At 61.3% G+C, this 16,264-nt stretch carries 19 protein-coding genes; 11 read left to right on the top strand and 8 right to left on the bottom strand.

Features of this window, described 5'->3' with window-relative positions:
- Positions 1–14: 14 nt before the first annotated feature.
- Together ACP691_RS09950 and dcd are read right to left on the bottom strand one after the other, a co-directional pair.
- Positions 15–221, bottom strand: a complete 207-nt coding sequence (locus ACP691_RS09950; protein WP_040261018.1) for a hypothetical protein — start codon at positions 219–221, stop codon at positions 15–17.
- Positions 222–329: 108 nt separating this feature from the next.
- Positions 330–896 (bottom strand): dCTP deaminase, encoded by a 567-nt coding sequence (gene dcd / locus ACP691_RS09945; RefSeq protein ID WP_040261020.1) that lies wholly within the window; start codon positions 894–896, stop codon positions 330–332.
- Positions 897–1,197: 301 nt separating this feature from the next.
- Between dcd and ACP691_RS09940 the strand changes: the two genes are divergently transcribed.
- Positions 1,198–1,407, top strand: coding sequence for a cold-shock protein (locus ACP691_RS09940; RefSeq protein WP_040261021.1), 210 nt, complete (start codon positions 1,198–1,200; stop codon positions 1,405–1,407).
- Positions 1,408–1,709: 302 nt separating this feature from the next.
- Here the strand turns inward: ACP691_RS09940 and apbC are convergent, their stop codons facing one another.
- Positions 1,710–2,804, bottom strand: coding sequence for an iron-sulfur cluster carrier protein ApbC (gene apbC, locus ACP691_RS09935; protein ID WP_426149314.1), 1,095 nt, complete (start codon positions 2,802–2,804; stop codon positions 1,710–1,712).
- A 127-nt stretch (positions 2,805–2,931) separates the two neighbouring features.
- Between apbC and metG the strand changes: the two genes are divergently transcribed.
- The 3 genes from metG to ACP691_RS09920 all read left to right on the top strand — a co-directional run bounded on the left by metG (position 2,932) and on the right by ACP691_RS09920 (position 6,032).
- A complete protein-coding gene (gene metG / locus ACP691_RS09930) occupies positions 2,932–4,971 on the top strand; it encodes a methionine--tRNA ligase (protein WP_426149313.1) in 2,040 nt (679 codons plus the stop codon).
- Positions 4,972–5,096: 125 nt separating this feature from the next.
- Positions 5,097–5,735 carry an endonuclease III gene (nth, locus tag ACP691_RS09925; RefSeq protein WP_426149312.1) on the top strand — a complete coding sequence of 213 codons (639 nt, stop codon included), beginning with the start codon at positions 5,097–5,099 and terminating at the stop codon, positions 5,733–5,735.
- A 117-nt stretch (positions 5,736–5,852) separates the two neighbouring features.
- A complete protein-coding gene (locus tag ACP691_RS09920) occupies positions 5,853–6,032 on the top strand; it encodes a PA3496 family putative envelope integrity protein (RefSeq protein WP_040261025.1) in 180 nt (59 codons plus the stop codon).
- A 75-nt stretch (positions 6,033–6,107) separates the two neighbouring features.
- Here ACP691_RS09920 and ACP691_RS09915 read toward each other — a convergent pair whose 3' ends face one another.
- Positions 6,108–6,737, bottom strand: a complete 630-nt coding sequence (locus ACP691_RS09915; protein ID WP_426149311.1) for a response regulator — start codon at positions 6,735–6,737, stop codon at positions 6,108–6,110.
- A gap of 382 nt (positions 6,738–7,119) precedes the next feature.
- Here ACP691_RS09915 and ACP691_RS09910 point away from each other — a divergent pair, with 382 nt between their 5' ends.
- Positions 7,120–7,629, top strand: coding sequence for a hypothetical protein (locus ACP691_RS09910; protein ID WP_426149310.1), 510 nt, complete (start codon positions 7,120–7,122; stop codon positions 7,627–7,629).
- A 138-nt stretch (positions 7,630–7,767) separates the two neighbouring features.
- Here the strand turns inward: ACP691_RS09910 and ACP691_RS09905 are convergent, their stop codons facing one another.
- Both ACP691_RS09905 and ACP691_RS09900 read right to left on the bottom strand, forming a co-directional pair.
- Entirely contained in the window at positions 7,768–8,985 is a 1,218-nt protein-coding gene (locus ACP691_RS09905; protein WP_426149309.1) for an argininosuccinate synthase, read from the bottom strand.
- 99 nt (positions 8,986–9,084) lie between these two features.
- A complete protein-coding gene (locus ACP691_RS09900; RefSeq protein ID WP_426149308.1) occupies positions 9,085–10,104 on the bottom strand; it encodes a flagellar protein MotY in 1,020 nt (339 codons plus the stop codon).
- 234 nt (positions 10,105–10,338) lie between these two features.
- On the opposite strand from ACP691_RS09900, the gene pyrC reads away from it, so the two are divergent.
- The 4 genes from pyrC to bfr all read left to right on the top strand — a co-directional run bounded on the left by pyrC (position 10,339) and on the right by bfr (position 13,035).
- Positions 10,339–11,385 (top strand): dihydroorotase, encoded by a 1,047-nt coding sequence (pyrC, locus tag ACP691_RS09895; protein WP_426149307.1) that lies wholly within the window; start codon positions 10,339–10,341, stop codon positions 11,383–11,385.
- Positions 11,382–12,056: a ribonuclease T gene (gene rnt, locus ACP691_RS09890; RefSeq protein ID WP_040261030.1), complete on the top strand. Its 675-nt coding sequence runs from the start codon at positions 11,382–11,384 to the stop codon at positions 12,054–12,056. Before pyrC ends, rnt begins: the two co-directional genes overlap by 4 nt.
- A gap of 118 nt (positions 12,057–12,174) precedes the next feature.
- Positions 12,175–12,393, top strand: coding sequence for a bacterioferritin-associated ferredoxin (locus tag ACP691_RS09885; RefSeq protein WP_426149306.1), 219 nt, complete (start codon positions 12,175–12,177; stop codon positions 12,391–12,393).
- A gap of 162 nt (positions 12,394–12,555) precedes the next feature.
- Positions 12,556–13,035 (top strand): bacterioferritin, encoded by a 480-nt coding sequence (gene bfr / locus ACP691_RS09880; protein ID WP_426149305.1) that lies wholly within the window; start codon positions 12,556–12,558, stop codon positions 13,033–13,035.
- 165 nt (positions 13,036–13,200) lie between these two features.
- Here bfr and grxD read toward each other — a convergent pair whose 3' ends face one another.
- Positions 13,201–13,542 (bottom strand): Grx4 family monothiol glutaredoxin, encoded by a 342-nt coding sequence (gene grxD, locus ACP691_RS09875; protein ID WP_040261032.1) that lies wholly within the window; start codon positions 13,540–13,542, stop codon positions 13,201–13,203.
- A gap of 98 nt (positions 13,543–13,640) precedes the next feature.
- Entirely contained in the window at positions 13,641–13,934 is a 294-nt protein-coding gene (locus ACP691_RS09870; RefSeq protein ID WP_040261033.1) for a hypothetical protein, read from the bottom strand.
- 336 nt (positions 13,935–14,270) lie between these two features.
- Here ACP691_RS09870 and argF point away from each other — a divergent pair, with 336 nt between their 5' ends.
- Both argF and ACP691_RS09860 read left to right on the top strand, forming a co-directional pair.
- Positions 14,271–15,191 (top strand): ornithine carbamoyltransferase, encoded by a 921-nt coding sequence (argF, locus tag ACP691_RS09865; protein ID WP_426149304.1) that lies wholly within the window; start codon positions 14,271–14,273, stop codon positions 15,189–15,191.
- Positions 15,188–16,258 (top strand): ABC transporter ATP-binding protein, encoded by a 1,071-nt coding sequence (locus ACP691_RS09860; protein ID WP_426149303.1) that lies wholly within the window; start codon positions 15,188–15,190, stop codon positions 16,256–16,258. Before argF ends, ACP691_RS09860 begins: the two co-directional genes overlap by 4 nt.
- The last annotated feature ends 6 nt before the right edge of the window (positions 16,259–16,264 follow it).

The raw sequence follows: 16,264 nt of genomic DNA, 5'->3' as shown, positions 1-16,264 counted from the left end.
CTTATGCCGCTTGGCTAGGCCATGGGCGTGGGCGGTGGCTGATCGGGGATCGTCGGCTCACCGGGCTCGGTCGGTTGATTGGGTGTGTCAGGGTCCGGCTGCCCCGGCACGCCACCGGCCTGAAAGGCGGCCGGGTTGGCGAGCAGTGACCAGGCAAGCATACCGATGTGATTCGGTCGCAGCGAGGCCAGCTTTGCGCTGATGGTCGGGTCGATCTTCATAGGCACTCCTGAGCGTTGGCCCGTTTCGAAATACAGAATCGGGGAGTTCTCACGGTAGAGTGGCAGAACCGAGGCAAATTCCCTCGGTTCGTCGGCCCGAAGCAGGTTTCATGTACGCGGCAAGGTCACGCCACGCTGGCCCTGGTACTTGCCACCACGGTCCTTGTAGGACACTTCGCACTCTTCATCGGATTCCAGGAACAGCATCTGCGCCACCCCTTCGTTGGCGTAGATCTTCGCGGGCAGCGTGGTGGTATTGGAAAACTCGAGGGTCACATGACCTTCCCACTCAGGCTCCAGCGGGGTGACGTTGACGATGATCCCGCAGCGGGCGTAGGTGCTCTTGCCCAGGCAGATGGTCAGCACGTTGCGCGGGATGCGGAAATACTCGACCGTGCGCGCCAGGGCGAAGGAATTCGGTGGAATGATGCAGACGTCGCTCTTGATATCCACAAAGCTCTTGGCATCGAAGTTCTTAGGGTCCACCGTGGCCGAGTTGATATTGGTGAATACCTTGAATTCGTCCGCGCAGCGCACATCGTAGCCGTAGCTCGATACCCCGAAGGAAATCACCCGGTCGGCGCCTTCGCCGCGCACCTGGCGCTCTACGAAAGGTTCGATCATGCCGTGGTCCTGCGCCATGCGGCGGATCCACTTGTCTGATTTGATGCTCATGGGGACGTCCTGGAGGTGAAAGATACAGATGGCGCGCATCTTACCGGGCCAGCGGCCTAGGTTCAAAGCGGGGCGGCGGTCTGCGCCGCGATGGGTCACCGGGGGCCTCGCCTGACAGCGGCGATGAAAAGGCCATTGGCAGCTTGATGAAAAAGGTTTAAGGTGGCGCCACTGTGCTGCTTTTGTCACCGAGAATTACTGCACGATGTCCAACATCAAGAAGAATTTTCATGCTCTTTGCACTCAGTTCCGGCCGGGGCTGTTCCCGCGCCGCAGTTAACTTTGTCCAAGGAGACATTCCATGTCCAATCGTCAAAGCGGTACCGTCAAGTGGTTCAACGACGAGAAAGGTTACGGCTTCATCACCCCTCAGTCGGGTGACGACCTGTTCGTACACTTCAAGGCCATCCAGGCTGACGGCTTCAAGTCGCTGAAAGAAGGCCAGGCTGTGACTTTCGTCGCTACCCGCGGCCAGAAAGGCATGCAGGCTGAAGAAGTTCAGATCGCCTGAATGACGCCTTGAGCCGGCCCTCGCCTCGGTGAGGCCTGCTTGGAGAGAACCCCGCCTCGGCGGGGTTTTTTCGTCTATAGCGCGGTAAAGCGCTGTCAGGATTGGCGGTGCACCTCACAACCCACGCCGGGCTATTCGGCAGCTTCGCTGCCTCCCACCAGCCCGAGCCCCAAGGATCGGCCGTTCGCAAGCTGTAAACAGCTGCCGGATTTGCGGTGGGAGCCAGCGAAGCTGGCGAATCCCTAACCCATCCAGGGCCATTCGGCGGCTTTGCCGCCTACTTCCGGCCCTGAGACCCGGCTTCAGTCGTCAGAGACCGTGATGCTGGGAAGCGGCTGGGCCCTGGCGGCTTCCAGGGCAATACGCGCACCCACCCGGCGCGCCAGCTCTTGGTACATCAGCGCGATCGGGCTATCCGGCTCGGCGATGGCGGTTGGGCGACCGCTGTCGGCCTGCTCGCGGATTGCCATGGCCAAGGGCAGCGAGGCGAGCAATTCCACGCCATACTGCGCGGCCAGGCGTGCGCCGCCGCCTTCTCCGAATAGATGTTCGGCGTGGCCGCAATTGGAACAAAGGTGCACGGCCATGTTCTCCACCACGCCGAGCACCGGAATCTGTACCTTGCGGAACATCTCCACGCCTTTCTTCGCATCCAGCAACGCCAGGTCCTGCGGAGTGGTGACGATCACCGAACCGGCCACCGGCACCTTCTGCGCCAGGGTCAGCTGAATGTCACCCGTGCCGGGCGGCATGTCGATGACCAGGTAGTCCAGGTCATTCCAGGCGGTCTGGTTGATCAGTTGCATCAGCGCTCCGGACACCATGGGCCCGCGCCACACAACCGGGGTATTGTCGTCGGTCAGGAAAGCCATGGACATGACTTCGACGCCGTGGGCCTGCAAGGGCACGAACCACTTCTGCTCGCGTACCTGGGGCCGGGTGCCTTCGGCGATTCCGAACATCACCCCCTGGCTTGGACCATAGATGTCAGCGTCGAGCATCCCTACCCGGGCACCTTCCCGAGCCAGCGCCAGGGCCAGGTTGGCAGCCGTGGTGGACTTGCCCACGCCACCCTTGCCCGAAGCCACCGCGATGATGTTCTTCACGTTGGCCATGGCTGGCACCTGGGCCTGGGCCTTGTATGGCCACACTTCGGAGCGCACCCGGACGCTGGCCGTCTCGACACCGGCCAGGCCCTGCAGGCCCATCTGCAGGGTCTGCGCCCAGCCACCACGGAACAGGTCGGCGGCATACCCCAGGCGCAGGTCCACTTGGACCTTCCCGCTGTCGATATGTATCGCTTCCACGCAGCCGGCACTGACCGGATCCTGCTCGAGATAGGGGTCGGTGTACTGGCGCAGCACGTGTTCAATGGCTGCGCGGGTGACAAGGCTCATGAGAACTCCAGGGACCAGGGCTTCGGTGGTTGGCCCGCTATGCTACCCGTTCGGCGAGGCTGATGAAAAAAAAACCGTGGCGCTTTATAGTGGTCGGTCTTCGTTCCACACCAAGTAGCCGAGCCCCATGTCCGAGCCCCGCAAGATTCTCGTCACCAGCGCCCTGCCCTATGCCAACGGTTCCATCCACCTGGGCCACATGGTCGAGTACATCCAGACCGACATCTGGGTGCGTTTCCAGAAGCTGCGCGGCAACCAATGCATCTATGTGTGCGCGGACGACGCCCACGGCTCGGCGATCATGTTGCGCGCAGAAAAGGAAGGGGTCACCAACGAACAGCTGATCGACGCGGTCAAGGCCGAGCACAGCACCGACTTCGCCGATTTTCTCGTGGCGTTCGACAACTTCCACTCCACCCATTCGCAAGAGAACCGCGAACTGTCCCGGGAGATCTACCTGCGCCTGCGCGAGGCGGGCCATATCGCCACGCGCTCGGTGACCCAGTACTTCGACCCCGAAAAGCAGATGTTCCTGGCTGACCGCTTCATCAAGGGCACCTGCCCCAAGTGCGGCACGCCGGATCAGTACGGCGACAACTGCGAAAAGTGCGGCGCCACCTATGACCCTACCGACCTGAAGGACCCGAAATCGGCGATTTCCGGGGCCACTCCGGTACTGCGCGACTCCAAGCACTTCTTCTTCAAGCTACCCGACTTCCAGACCATGCTGAAGGGTTGGACCCGCAGCGGCACCCTGCAGGAGCCGGTGGCCAACAAGCTGGCCGAATGGCTGGACTCGGGCTTGCAGGAGTGGGACATTTCCCGCGACGCGCCCTATTTCGGCTTCGAGATCCCGGACGAGCCAGGCAAGTACTTCTATGTCTGGCTGGACGCCCCCATCGGCTACATGGCCAGCTTCAAGAACCTGTGCGCCCGTCGGCCGGAGTTGGACTTCGACGCGTTCTGGGCCAAGGATTCCACCACCGAGCTGTACCACTTCATCGGCAAGGACATCGTCAACTTCCATGCGCTGTTCTGGCCGGCCATGCTCGAAGGCGCCGGGCTGCGCAAGCCTACCGCCATTAACGTCCACGGCTACCTCACGGTCAACGGCCAGAAGATGTCCAAATCGCGCGGCACCTTCATCAAGGCACGGACTTACCTGGAGCACCTGTCGCCGGAATACCTGCGCTACTACTATGCATCCAAGCTCGGGCGTGGCGTCGATGATCTGGACATGAACCTCGAAGACTTCGTGCAAAAGGTCAATTCGGACTTGATCGGCAAGGTCGTCAACATTGCCAGCCGCTGCGCCGGGTTCATCCACAAGGGCAACGGCGGTCGACTGGTGACTGGCAACGCCGCGCCGGAGCTGACCGATGCCTTCCTGGCCGCCGCCCCAGGCATCGCCGAGGCGTATGAACAACGCGATTTCGCCAAGGCGATGCGGGAGATCATGGCCCTGGCCGATCGCGCCAACGCCTGGATCGCGGACAAGGCGCCCTGGTCCCTGGCCAAGCAGGACGGCAAGCAGGAGGAAGTACAGGCGGTATGCGCGATGGGCGTCAACCTGTTCCGCCTGCTGGTCATTTTCCTCAAGCCGGTACTACCGAACCTGGCCGCCGATGCCGAAGCCTTCCTGAATGTCCCTCCACTGGAATGGGACCATCACAAGGCCCTCCTGGCGGACCATGCGCTCAACCCCTTCAAGCCATTGATGACCCGGATCGATCCGGCCCATGTCGAGGCCATGGTGCAAGCCTCACGGGAGAGTCTCGCTCCTGCCACGTCCGCCGCGCCTGCCGGCAATGGCGAGCTGGTGGCCGATCCGCTGGCCGCGGAGATCGATTTTGACGCCTTCGCCGCGGTGGACCTGCGGGTGGCCCGAATCATCAGGGCCGAGGCCGTGGAAGGCGCTGACAAGTTGCTGCGCCTGACCCTGGACCTGGGCGACGAACAACGCAATGTTTTCTCCGGCATCAAGAGCGCCTATCCCGAGCCCGCCGCGCTGGAAGGTCGGCTGACCATGATGATCGCCAACCTCAAGCCACGAAAGATGCGTTTCGGCGTATCCGAGGGTATGGTCCTGGCCGCGGGGCCTGGCGGCTCGGAGATCTTCCTCCTCAGCCCGGACGCGGGTGCCCGCCCGGGCCAGCGTATCAAGTAAGGCGGCTGCTACCTCGCAATACGGTCAGGCGGCCAGGCTTCCCGGGCGAAAGAAGCCCAGGCGTGGCCTGCGAGCCGCTGACCCGATGCGGCACGGTTCGTCGGCCTTTCACCAGGAGCACCACCATGAACGCCGCCAAACGTCTCGAGATCTTCCGCCGCTTCCATGAAGACAATCCGGAGCCGAAGACAGAGCTGGCCTACAGCAATGCCTTCGAATTGCTCATCGCGGTAATCCTTTCGGCACAGTCCACGGATGTAGGTGTCAACAAGGCCACGGCCCGGCTTTTTCCGGTGGCGAACACTCCGCAAGCTATCCTTGCGCTCGGGGTGGAAGGCCTATCGGAATACATCAAGACCATTGGACTCTACAACAGCAAGGCCAAGAACGTCATTGAGACCTGTCGTCGTCTCGTAGAGCAGCACGGCGGGGTGGTCCCGCAAACCCGTGAAGCACTCGAGGCCTTGCCAGGGGTGGGACGCAAAACCGCCAACGTGGTTCTCAACACCGCGTTTCGACAGCTCACCATGGCTGTGGACACCCACATCTTCCGGGTTAGCAACCGTACCCGCATCGCTCCAGGCAAGAATGTTGTCGAAGTTGAAAAGGGATTGCTCAGACATGTCCCCAAGCCCTATCTGCTCGACGCTCACCATTGGCTTATCCTTCATGGTCGCTACGTATGCCAGGCTCGCAAACCTCGCTGTGGCAGTTGCCGTATCGAAGACCTTTGCGAGTACGGGGCCAAGACCTCGGACGATTGAAGAAGCGTAACGGCTTTATTTGCTTGATTGAAAAAATCTCTTTTACCACTCCGGGATTTGCCGATATAAGGTGCGCGAAGAGCACCCCGTGGAGGCCCTGGTAGCCGGAGTGGATGAATGACGACCGAGAAAGAAGAACTGGAAGTGGACGAGGATTTTGCCCCGATCGAGGGTGATGAGGTCGAGCCCGTGATCGAGGTGACCAAAAGCAACCTGAGCAAGCGACGCACCATCGACAATCTCTTGGAGGAGCGTCGATTGCAAAAGCAGTTGGCCGACTACGACTTTGATTTGTAGGTCCCGGTAGGTCCAAAGAAGCCGGCCATAGCACAAAGCGCCAGCCGCCTGACTTGCGGATACCGGGTATCCCTCTCAGATGATGCCGTTACGCTGGGCAACCTCGACCAGGTCTACCAGCGACTTGGCATTGAGCTTGGCCAACAAGCGGGTCTTGTACGTACTCACCGTCTTGTTGCTGAGAAGCATCTCCTCGGCGATCTGCTTGTTCGTCCGACCCAGCGCAAGCTGCTGTAATACCATCATCTCGCGGCTGGATAACCGTTCCACCAGCTCCCTTTCGCTGACATTGCCCATATGGGAGCGAACAGGATGCAGTGCCTGGTTGGGAAAGTAACTGTAGCCGGAAAGTACCGCCTTGATGGCACTGAGCAACTCCGTCAGATCCTGCTGCTTGCATACATATCCCGCCGCACCTGCCTGCATGCAGCGCATGGAAAAGTGGCCGGGCGCCTGGGACGTCAAGACCAGCACGCGCATCTGGGCAATGGACCCCGCGGTCAGCCGGGTGATGACCTCGAGACCGTCCAGCTTGGGGATGCCGATGTCAAGGATGACAATATCGGGCGTGGATTCGCGGGCCAGCTGCAGCGCATCCGCGCCGTTGTCGGTTTCGCCGACCACATCATAACCATGGCGCTCCATCAGCATACGTACCGCCAGGCGTATCACGGGATGATCATCCACGATGAGCACTTTGTTCATGAGCTAATCCGATTGTTGCTATTTATTGTAGAGCGAGGAACATAGCCCAGTTTCCGGCGGCAGGTGTTACCGGAGTTCCAGGTAAGTGCAGACTAAGATTCTCCTTACATATCTGAGTGAAATATCCTACAAACCTCCTCGGGCAGCTGAGCAAGCATTGCCTTAATGCAACAGATCGAACGAACGTTACACGCCTAAGACTCTAACATCAAATACAAGTAACCCTCCTTGGCTCGTCAACCTGTTACAGATTCTTCCTTCGGAAACAGGTGTTTAACTTCGTTCAGGCGCGCGCCAGCGTTATCTAGTGCCGTGGTCGGAGGCCACCCTCCTAGGCTCTGGACGGACATCGTTCAAGTCGTGCGTGCGACGAGGAGTGAACATGAGCATTAGTCACCGCTCAATCAATAATCCGCTGGCCCTGATCGCCGTCCTGGCGGCGACCACGGAAGCTTCAGCCCTGGCCAGCCTGCCCCTGCTGGACACTAAAAACCAATCAGTGTTTGTCTGGTTTTTGGTGGGCTTCCCGCCTTTCCTGACGGCACTGTTCTTCATTACCTTGAACTTCAACCGGCAAGCCCTCTGTGTCCAGAAAGGTCGAGAGCGGCGCCACCGCCCGGCTCGCCAGACGCTGTCGCAAGCCACGCGCGTCGACGCTGGAACGCCTGCCCCGAAGTCCGAAGAGCAACTGGCCGCCTCGCCGGATCCATGTGCCATGTTATCAAGGGCAACGGCACTCGGCGCTCACTACCATGTGCTGGATTATCCGCCGGTCCAGGGAGCAGGCCGCTTCGAGGATCAGATCCAGGCCTGGGCCGAGCACACCCGGACGCTATGTCATAGCGAGGGCGGGCCCGCGACCCATGTGCTGCTGGTACGACGCAAGACTTGAGCCCGGGGAGTGCGCCTAAAGGCGATGCAGGCCGCAGCCGATGCTGCCCTGCTATCTCCGCAGGCTTCTCGGACGCAAAAAAACCGCGGCGTTCGCCGCGGTTCAGTTCGACAGGACTGTCGCCTTACCAGGATGGGATCAGCCCAGCTGCCGCCCCTTGTTGGCGGCAATACGCATCCGCAATGCATTGAGCTTGATGAAGCCCGCGGCATCGGCCTGGTTATAGGCGCCGCCGTCTTCCTCGAAGGTGGCGATGGTGGCGTCGAACAGCGAATCGTCGGACTTGCGCCCCACCACGATCACGTTGCCCTTGTACAGCTTCAGGCGCACCACCCCGTTAACGTGAACCTGGGAAGCGTCGATCATTTGTTGCAACATCAGGCGCTCCGGGCTCCACCAGTAGCCGGTGTAGATCAGGCTGGCGTAGCGTGGCATCAGTTCGTCTTTCAGATGCGCAACTTCGCGGTCCAGGGTGATGGATTCGATGGCACGGTGAGCCTTGAGCATGATAGTGCCGCCGGGAGTTTCGTAGCACCCCCGGGACTTCATGCCTACATAGCGGTTTTCCACGATATCGAGACGACCGATGCCGTTCTCGCCGCCGATGCGGTTGAGCTCGGCCAGGACGCTGGCCGGAGTCATTTCCATGCCGTCGATGGCGACGATGTCCCCGTTACGGTAGGTAAGCTCGATATAGCGAGGCGTGTCCGGGGCCTTTTCCGGCGAAACCGTCCAGCGCCACATGTCTTCTTCATGCTCGGTCCAGGTATCTTCGAGCACGCCACCTTCGTAGGAGATGTGCAGCAGATTGGCGTCCATGGAATAGGGCGATTTCTTCTTGCCATGACGCTCGATGGGAATGCCATGCTTTTCGGCATAGTCCATGAGTTTCTCACGGGAGAGCAGGTCCCATTCCCGCCAGGGAGCGATCACCTTGACGCCGGGCTTGAGCGCGTAGGCGCCGAGTTCGAAGCGCACCTGGTCGTTACCTTTGCCGGTAGCGCCGTGGCTGATGGCGTCGGCGCCGGTTTCATTGGCGATCTCGATCAAGCGCTTGGCGATCAGCGGCCGGGCGATGGATGTACCCAGCAGGTACTCGCCTTCATACACGGTGTTGGCGCGGAACATGGGGAATACGAAATCACGGACGAATTCTTCGCGAAGGTCGTCGATATAGACTTCCTTGACGCCCATGGCCTGGGCCTTGGCGCGCGCCGGTTCTACTTCCTCGCCCTGGCCCAGGTCAGCGGTGAAGGTCACCACTTCGCAATTGTAGGTATCCTGCAGCCATTTGAGGATCACCGAGGTGTCCAGGCCGCCGGAATATGCCAGAACGACCTTTTTTACGTCCGCCATGCCATCACTCCACGGGTTTTACTGAAAGCCGCAGATTCTAACGCCGCCCAGCGAGGATTTACAGTAGCGCGACAAGCACTGTCCGTGAAGCGACAGTTTTCAGCCCTCCTTTTTACCTGGCGTAGGGCTTGCGGCCGGAGCGGCAACCGGTGCTGCCGGTGGCGTAGCCGCCGGGGCCGGGCCAGGCGCGGTGGTACTGGCAGCGGAAGCGGACGGCTCGGAGGTGACCTGTTGAGCCTCTGGCGCGGGGCTGCCGGGGCGGCGATCCAGCTCCACGTTCACCCGGCGATTGCGGGCGCGATTGGCCGCGGATGTATTGGGCACCACTGGATACTGCTCCCCATGGAAGCGAACTTCGATCTGGTTTTCCGGAACACCGCGAGCCTTGAGATAGTCCGCTACGGCCAACGCGCGTCGGCGTGACAGTTCCCTGTTGGTCAGGCGATTCCCGCTGTTGTCAGAATGTCCATCCAGTTCGATATGGTTAACGGTAGGGTCTGCCTTCATGAATGCCAACAAGGCATCCAGGCGAGCCTTCGCCGCGCTGCTCAGGTCCATGCCCGCGCCGGGGAATGGAATCTGGCTCAGCCGCGCCTGATCATAGTTCATCGGCAGCAACCTGGCCGCGCAGGCCTGATACTCGGCCCAGGCCTTGTTGAAGTTGATCGGCAATACACGCACTTCCAGGCCTCGCCCGGTCTCGCTCGACACGGTGCGCACAACGCTACTGCGGCCTTCCAGGAGACCGCCGAGCAAGCCGCTGGCCTGCCCTTGGCTCGAGGTCATCACCACCGGCCCCGCGCCCAGGCGGACCGCGCCCAGGCTGACATCCGCGCGGCCTGGCTGCCAGGGCGCGGCGGCGGCATACAGGCTGGCGCTGCCGGCTCCAAGCGCGGCGCCAGGCGCCGTAAGCCGAAACACTGGCTTTTCCCCGGCGCGGCGCACGAACTGGCCTTCCCCGAAGTTCGCGATCGGCTGGCTCAGGCGGCATTCAAAGACGTCACCCTCTACCTTCCACTGCACGGCCTCCAGTGGCGTCTGAAAAGTGATCGCCATGGCCGGCAGCGCCGCCAGACTGCAGGCAATCAATGAAAGACAGGCAAGATAACGAGGGCCCACGGCAAGCTCCGGCGAAGATGTCAGCGTACCCAAGGCGTATCGGTCGCGTCTCGGCAAACTTGATAGCGGATGATGCCGCGCGCCTTTTCCGGTAGGATTCGCCCAAGCCCGTCACCAGGCAGTGGGCAGGGTCTTCCAGCGCGCGGCACGCCGTTGCGCAGGCTCCGGGCCACGGTTCGGCAGAACCCGCTTCGCTGCCGGCGCCCCTTGAGTTCTACCCGCCTGGTACTCTCCATGTCCGACCGCATTACCCTGCTCCGCCCAGACGACTGGCACATTCACCTGCGCGATGGCGCTGCCCTGACGCAAACCGTCGCCGATGTTTCGCGCACGTTCGCGCGCGCGATCGTCATGCCGAACCTGGTCCCGCCGGTACGCAACGCCGAACAGGCCGATGCCTACCGCCAGCGAATCCTTGCCGCTCGCCCGGCTGGCAGCCGTTTCGAACCGCTGATGGTGCTCTACCTGACCGACCGCACTTGTGCTGAAGACATTCGCGTCGCTCGGGCCAGCGGCTTCGTACAGGCAGCCAAGCTCTACCCTGCCGGCGCGACCACCAACTCCGACTCCGGCGTAACGTCCATCGACAACCTGTTCCCTGTGCTCGAGGTCATGGCCGAGGTAGGCCTGCCGCTGCTTGTTCACGGTGAAGTCACCCATTCCGAGGTGGATGTCTTCGACCGGGAGAAAGCCTTCATAGATCAGCACATGAGCCGGATCGTGGCGCGCTTCCCCTCACTGAAAGTGGTGTTCGAGCACATCACCACCGCCGACGCGGTGGCCTTCGTCAAAAGCGCGGGCAGTCACCTGGGCGCCACCATCACGGCGCATCATCTGCTCTATAACCGCAATCACATGTTGGTAGGCGGTATCCGCCCACACTTCTATTGCCTGCCCATCCTCAAGCGCAACATTCACCAGGATGCCTTGATCGAAGCGGCCATCAGCGGCAATGAGCGTTTCTTCCTGGGTACCGACTCCGCGCCCCATGCGCGGCATGCCAAGGAAGCGGCTTGTGGTTGCGCGGGCTGCTATACGGCCTACGCCGCGCTGGAGCTGTACGCCGAAGCCTTCGATCGCGCCGGGGCGCTGGATCGCCTCGAGGGCTTCGCCAGCCTGCATGGTCCTCGCTTCTATGGTTTGCCGACCAATACCGAAAAGGTCACCCTGGTGCGTGACCCCTGGCTGGCCCCCGCCGCCCTGCCGTTCGGCGACCATGAGGTCGTGCCCCTGCGCGCGGGCGAAAGCCTGCAATGGCGTTTGCTGGAGGAGCAGGCGTGAGCGACGATCAATTCGACGACGAGCTGGACAGCCCCTCCTCTTCCGCCAGCCGCCATCCCATGGCTACCCGGTTCCGCGGCTATCTGCCAGTAGTGGTGGATGTTGAAACCGGCGGTTTCAACAGTGCCACGGACGCCTTGCTGGAAATTGCCGCGACCACTATTGGCATGGATGAAAAGGGCTTCGTGTTTCCGGACCATACCTGGTTCTTCCGCATCGAGCCTTTCGAAGGCGCCAATATCGAACCGGCGGCGTTGGAGTTCACCGGGATCAAGCTCAACCATCCGTTACGCATGGCGGTCAGCGAAGAAAGCGCATTGACAGATATCTTCCGTGGCGTACGCAAGGCTCTTAAGGCCAATGGCTGCAAACGCGCCATCCTGGTCGGCCACAACAGCAGCTTTGACCTGGGGTTCCTCAATGCGGCTGTCGCTCGCAACGACCTCAAACGCAACCCCTTCCATCCCTTCTCCAGTTTCGATACCGCCACCCTGGCTGGCCTCGCCTACGGGCAGACCGTATTGGCCAAGGCTTGCCAGAGCGCCGATATCGACTTCGATGGTCGCGAGGCGCATTCGGCCCGCTATGACACTGAGAAAACCGCGGAGCTGTTCTGTGGGATCGTCAACCGCTGGAAGCAGATGGGCGGCTGGCGCGACTTCTCGGATTGAACGAACGGGCTGACCTTTCATCGGTTGCCTGACATTGTCCTTGCAGGCGTTTTGACAAGCATTCTCATTAACATTAAGATCCGGGCATTCCAGCCTTACCGCAGTGGGTGCCCGCCTTATGTATGTCTGCCTTTGCCAGGGTGTTACCGACGGCCAGATCCGTGAAGCCATCTATGAAGGCTGCTGCAGCTATCGGGAGGTCCGTCAGGCCACTGGCGTAGGCACACAGTGCGGCAAATGCGCCTGCCTGGCCAAGGAAGTAGTCAGGGATACCCTGGCTGAATTGCGCGGAGCCCAGGCAGCGACAGCCTTCCCGGTGGAGTTCGTTCCCGCCTAGGAATGGGCCTGAGAGGCATTCGTGCCTGCATCTCCCGCTTCTGCTCGGAGTGAACCGTACGCGTTACCATTTTCAATGGATGGCGCGTACAAATGCCTGTTTGACAGTGCCTTTTCCCACGCGCACACTTTTGGCCATCCGCAGCATGCACAGGCCATTATCATGAAAGGTGACGTCAGCGTCATTCAGCATCTCAACCGTGTTCTCGGTAACGAGCTCATCGCCATCAACCAGTATTTCCTCCATGCGCGCATGTACGAGGACTGGGGGCTGAACCGGCTTGGCAAGCATGAGTACGACGAGTCCATCGATGAGATGAAACACGCCGACAAGCTGATCAAGCGCATTCTGTTCCTGGAAGGCATCCCGAACGTGCAGGAGCTGGGCAAGCTGCTGATCGGCGAGCACACCCGGGAAATGCTCGAATGCGACCTCAAGCTGGAACAGAAAGGCGTGATGGATCTACGCGCGGCCATCGCTCATTGTGAGTCGGTGGGCGACTACGGCAGCCGAGACCTGCTCGAAGACATCCTCGAGTCCGAGGAAGAACATATCGACTGGCTGGAAACCCAACTGGGGCTGATCGACAAGATCGGAATCGAGAACTACCTACAGTCCGGCATGGGTGAAGAAGACGCCTGAGCCCCTGGCGTCGCGCTTACCGAGCGAGACCCTGGGCTGACATACGTGGGTCGGGTGCTTCATTGAACGGCGTACCCTGTCGACGGATGAAAAAAGCCAGGCCCCTGACAGGGCCTGGCCTTATGTACCGTGGCGCTGCGCGCCAGCGCGCCGGCCCCCGGTGCTTCAGGCGCCTGGTTGAGCTTGCGCGGTCTTGGCCACGGCGCCCTTGATCAGGGTTTGCAATTCACCCTTTTCAAACATCTCCAGCACGATGTCACTGCCGCCGACCAGCTCGCCATCTACCCACAGCTGCGGGAAGGTAGGCCAGTTGGCGTACTTGGGCAGGTTGGCGCGGATTTCCGGGTTCTGCAGGATATCCACGTAGGCGAACTTCTCGCCGCAGCCCATGATCGCCTGCACGGCGCGGGCGGAAAAGCCGCACTGCGGCGCATTGGGCGAACCCTTCATGTACAGCAGAACGGTATTGTTGGCGATCTGGTCTTTGATGGTTTCGATGATATCCATGGGCACCTCAGGCTTTGGCTACTCGACACCTGCGTGTCGACACGTGGGGTGCATTGTAACGGAAAGCCGAGCAGCGCGCTCGGGCTTGGCCGCCCCGCTCACTGCATGGCGTTGCCCGAGGGCGGGCTGAGCATCTCGATCTCGGTGATGGTTTCCACCTCGTCCTGAGGCACATGCACACCTGTCATTTCACCGATGATCTGCCAATGGGCGTCGAGTTCCGAGCTGATCGTGGCCATGCGATCTATCATGTGCCGGCCGGCTTCGCGGGCGACCTTGTCTTCGCTGCGCAGCAGCTCGAACGACATGGTCGTGATAGACGCGGTGAGATGGGTCAGTGTCCGGGCCGTCAACCCGAGCAGTTCCATCAGCTGTTTTTCCTTCGCTTCCATTCGGGACTCCCTGTGTCGCGTGGGACACATTATCACCCACGGCAGAGCGTTGTGGAATGCCGTTACGGCAATGCCGGGCATTGCTGTGACGCCTTTCAAGAAACGGACTGCACGCCGCTGCTCGGGTTCACCCGATCGGCGAAGAAAGGCACTCGCTGGGATTGCCCAACGGACCCTGTTCAAAATCTCTGACAGGCATTGGTAATAGGCGACATTTTTTTATACCATCGCGTCTTTCCGCTTCGTTTCGCCGCGTCCGAGCGGCCTTTACCCTGGACATGCCTTGCCTCGCCGCGAGGCCCAGATCTTTTTCGTCCCGTTGCAAAGGTAGCCACAATGAATGCCAGGCACTTTCTTTCCCTGATGGATCTGACCCCTGAGGAGTTGCGCGGGGTGATCCGCCGAGGGATGGAGCTCAAGGGCCTGCGTGATCGCGGGGTCTTGCATGAGCCTCTGAAGAACCGGGTGTTGGGCATGATCTTCGAGAAGTCATCTACCCGCACGCGACTGTCCTTCGAGGCGGGCATGATCCAGCTCGGTGGCCAGGCCGTTTTCCTTTCTTCCAGGGATACCCAGCTTGGGCGCGGCGAACCCATCGAGGACGCCGCGCGGGTGATGTCCGGCATGCTCGACGCGGTGATGATCCGCACGTTCGCCCACAATACTCTGACCCGGTTCGCCGCCCATTCCCGGGTGCCCGTGATCAACGGACTTTCGGATGACCTACACCCCTGCCAGCTGTTGGCCGACATGCAGACCTACGAGGAAACCCGAGGCACCATCCGCGGCAAGACGGTCGCCTGGATAGGTGACGGCAACAACATGTGCAACAGCTACGTGGAAGCGGCGATCCAGTTCGACTTCCAGTTGCGGGTGGCCTGTCCGGAGGGTTACGAGCCGGATGCCCGCTTCCTCGCCATGGCCGGTGATCGCGTCCATCTGCTGCGCGACCCACGACAGGCGGTACGGGGCGCGCACCTGGTCAGCACCGACGTATGGACGTCCATGGGCCAGGAAGACGAAGCCGAACAGCGCCTGGCCCGCTTCGCGCCCTTCCAGGTCACGCGCGAACTTCTCGATCTCGCGGCCCCGGACGTGGTATTCATGCACTGCCTGCCCGCCCACCGCGGTGAAGAGATCAGCCACGACTTGCTCGACGACCCGCGATCCGTGGCCTGGGCCCAGGCGGAAAACCGCTTGCATGCGCAAAAGGCGCTGCTTGAATACCTCGTCAAACCTGCCTACCGAGCCGAATGAATTCTTCCGCACTTCTGAGTCTGAAAGCGCTGGGTTGTGGCTATGCCCACCAGCGCGTCGTGCACGACCTTCACCTGCAGCTGGCCCCTGGGGAAATCGGCTGTCTTCTGGGCGCATCCGGCTGTGGCAAGACCACCACCCTGCGAGCCATCGCAGGCTTCGAGCCAGTGCATGAGGGGGAAATTCAGCTGGACGCGGAGGTGATCTCCCGCCCCGGCTACACCCTGGCCCCGGAGAAGCGCCGCATTGGCATGGTCTTCCAGGACTATGCTCTCTTTCCTCACCTGACGGTGGCGCGCAACGTGGCCTTCGGCCTGGGCAAACGGGCCGATGCCGCTGGGGTGGTAGATGAAATGCTCGCGTTGGTGAACCTGCAGGGGCTGGGCGAGCGCTACCCCCATGAGCTGTCGGGCGGACAGCAACAGCGGGTGGCGCTGGCGCGGGCGTTGGCCCCGGAGCCGCAGTTGCTACTGCTGGACGAGCCTTTCTCCAACCTGGACGTGGAACTGCGCCGCCGCTTGAGTCGGGAGGTGCGCGACATCCTCAAGGGACGAGGCATCAGCGCGATCCTGGTAACCCACGACCAGGAGGAGGCGTTCGCGGTCAGCGACAAGGTTGGCGTGTTCCGTCAAGGGCGGCTCGAACAATGGGATACTCCCTACAACCTGTACCACCAACCGCGCACCCCTTTCGTGGCCAGTTTCATCGGCCAGGGATATTTCATCCGCGGCGAATTGACCGGCGCCAGCACGGTGCATACCGAACTGGGCGAACTGCGTGGCAAGGGTACTTACCCCTGGCCCAAAGGAGCCGCCGTGGACGTGCTGCTGCGCCCGGACGATATCGTGCTGGCCCCGGCCAGCGCCCTGCGCGCGGGGATCATTGGCAAAAGCTTCCTAGGTGCCTCTACGCTGTATCAACTGCGGCTGGCCACTGGAAGTCAGGTTGAAGCCGTATTTCCCAGCCATTGCGATTACCCGCTGGGCGAAGAAGTGGGCATCGCGGTGGCGGCCGAGCACCTGGTGCTGTTCGAAGCCAGCGGCAGCGTTGCGGCGCAGCTACCATAACGCCTC

It is taken from the genome of Pseudomonas sp. DC3200b2 (genome assembly GCF_049895785.1).
GTDB lineage: Bacteria > Pseudomonadota > Gammaproteobacteria > Pseudomonadales > Pseudomonadaceae > Aquipseudomonas > Aquipseudomonas massiliensis.
Note: the sequence above shows the minus strand (reverse complement) of the source record. Positions and strands in the feature narration are given on the sequence as shown.

Bases quoted from the DNA above. Each gene is read 5' to 3' on its own strand.
- ACP691_RS09885 (WP_426149306.1), top strand. From the start codon at position 12,175: ATGTATGTCTGCCTTTGCCAGGGTGTTACCGACGGCCAGATCCGTGAA.
- ACP691_RS09860 (WP_426149303.1), top strand. From the start codon at position 15,188: ATGAATTCTTCCGCACTTCTGAGTCTGAAAGCGCTGGGTTGTGGCTAT.
- ACP691_RS09915 (WP_426149311.1), bottom strand. From the start codon at position 6,737: ATGAACAAAGTGCTCATCGTGGATGATCATCCCGTGATACGCCTGGCG.
- pyrC (WP_426149307.1), top strand. From the start codon at position 10,339: ATGTCCGACCGCATTACCCTGCTCCGCCCAGACGACTGGCACATTCAC.
- ACP691_RS09950 (WP_040261018.1), bottom strand. From the start codon at position 221: ATGAAGATCGACCCGACCATCAGCGCAAAGCTGGCCTCGCTGCGACCG.
- apbC (WP_426149314.1), bottom strand. From the start codon at position 2,804: ATGAGCCTTGTCACCCGCGCAGCCATTGAACACGTGCTGCGCCAGTAC.
- dcd (WP_040261020.1), bottom strand. From the start codon at position 896: ATGAGCATCAAATCAGACAAGTGGATCCGCCGCATGGCGCAGGACCAC.
- metG (WP_426149313.1), top strand. From the start codon at position 2,932: ATGTCCGAGCCCCGCAAGATTCTCGTCACCAGCGCCCTGCCCTATGCC.
- argF (WP_426149304.1), top strand. From the start codon at position 14,271: ATGAATGCCAGGCACTTTCTTTCCCTGATGGATCTGACCCCTGAGGAG.
- grxD (WP_040261032.1), bottom strand. From the start codon at position 13,542: ATGGATATCATCGAAACCATCAAAGACCAGATCGCCAACAATACCGTT.
- bfr (WP_426149305.1), top strand. From the start codon at position 12,556: ATGAAAGGTGACGTCAGCGTCATTCAGCATCTCAACCGTGTTCTCGGT.
- ACP691_RS09920 (WP_040261025.1), top strand. From the start codon at position 5,853: ATGACGACCGAGAAAGAAGAACTGGAAGTGGACGAGGATTTTGCCCCG.
- ACP691_RS09910 (WP_426149310.1), top strand. From the start codon at position 7,120: ATGAGCATTAGTCACCGCTCAATCAATAATCCGCTGGCCCTGATCGCC.
- ACP691_RS09870 (WP_040261033.1), bottom strand. From the start codon at position 13,934: ATGGAAGCGAAGGAAAAACAGCTGATGGAACTGCTCGGGTTGACGGCC.
- ACP691_RS09905 (WP_426149309.1), bottom strand. From the start codon at position 8,985: ATGGCGGACGTAAAAAAGGTCGTTCTGGCATATTCCGGCGGCCTGGAC.
- nth (WP_426149312.1), top strand. From the start codon at position 5,097: ATGAACGCCGCCAAACGTCTCGAGATCTTCCGCCGCTTCCATGAAGAC.
- ACP691_RS09940 (WP_040261021.1), top strand. From the start codon at position 1,198: ATGTCCAATCGTCAAAGCGGTACCGTCAAGTGGTTCAACGACGAGAAA.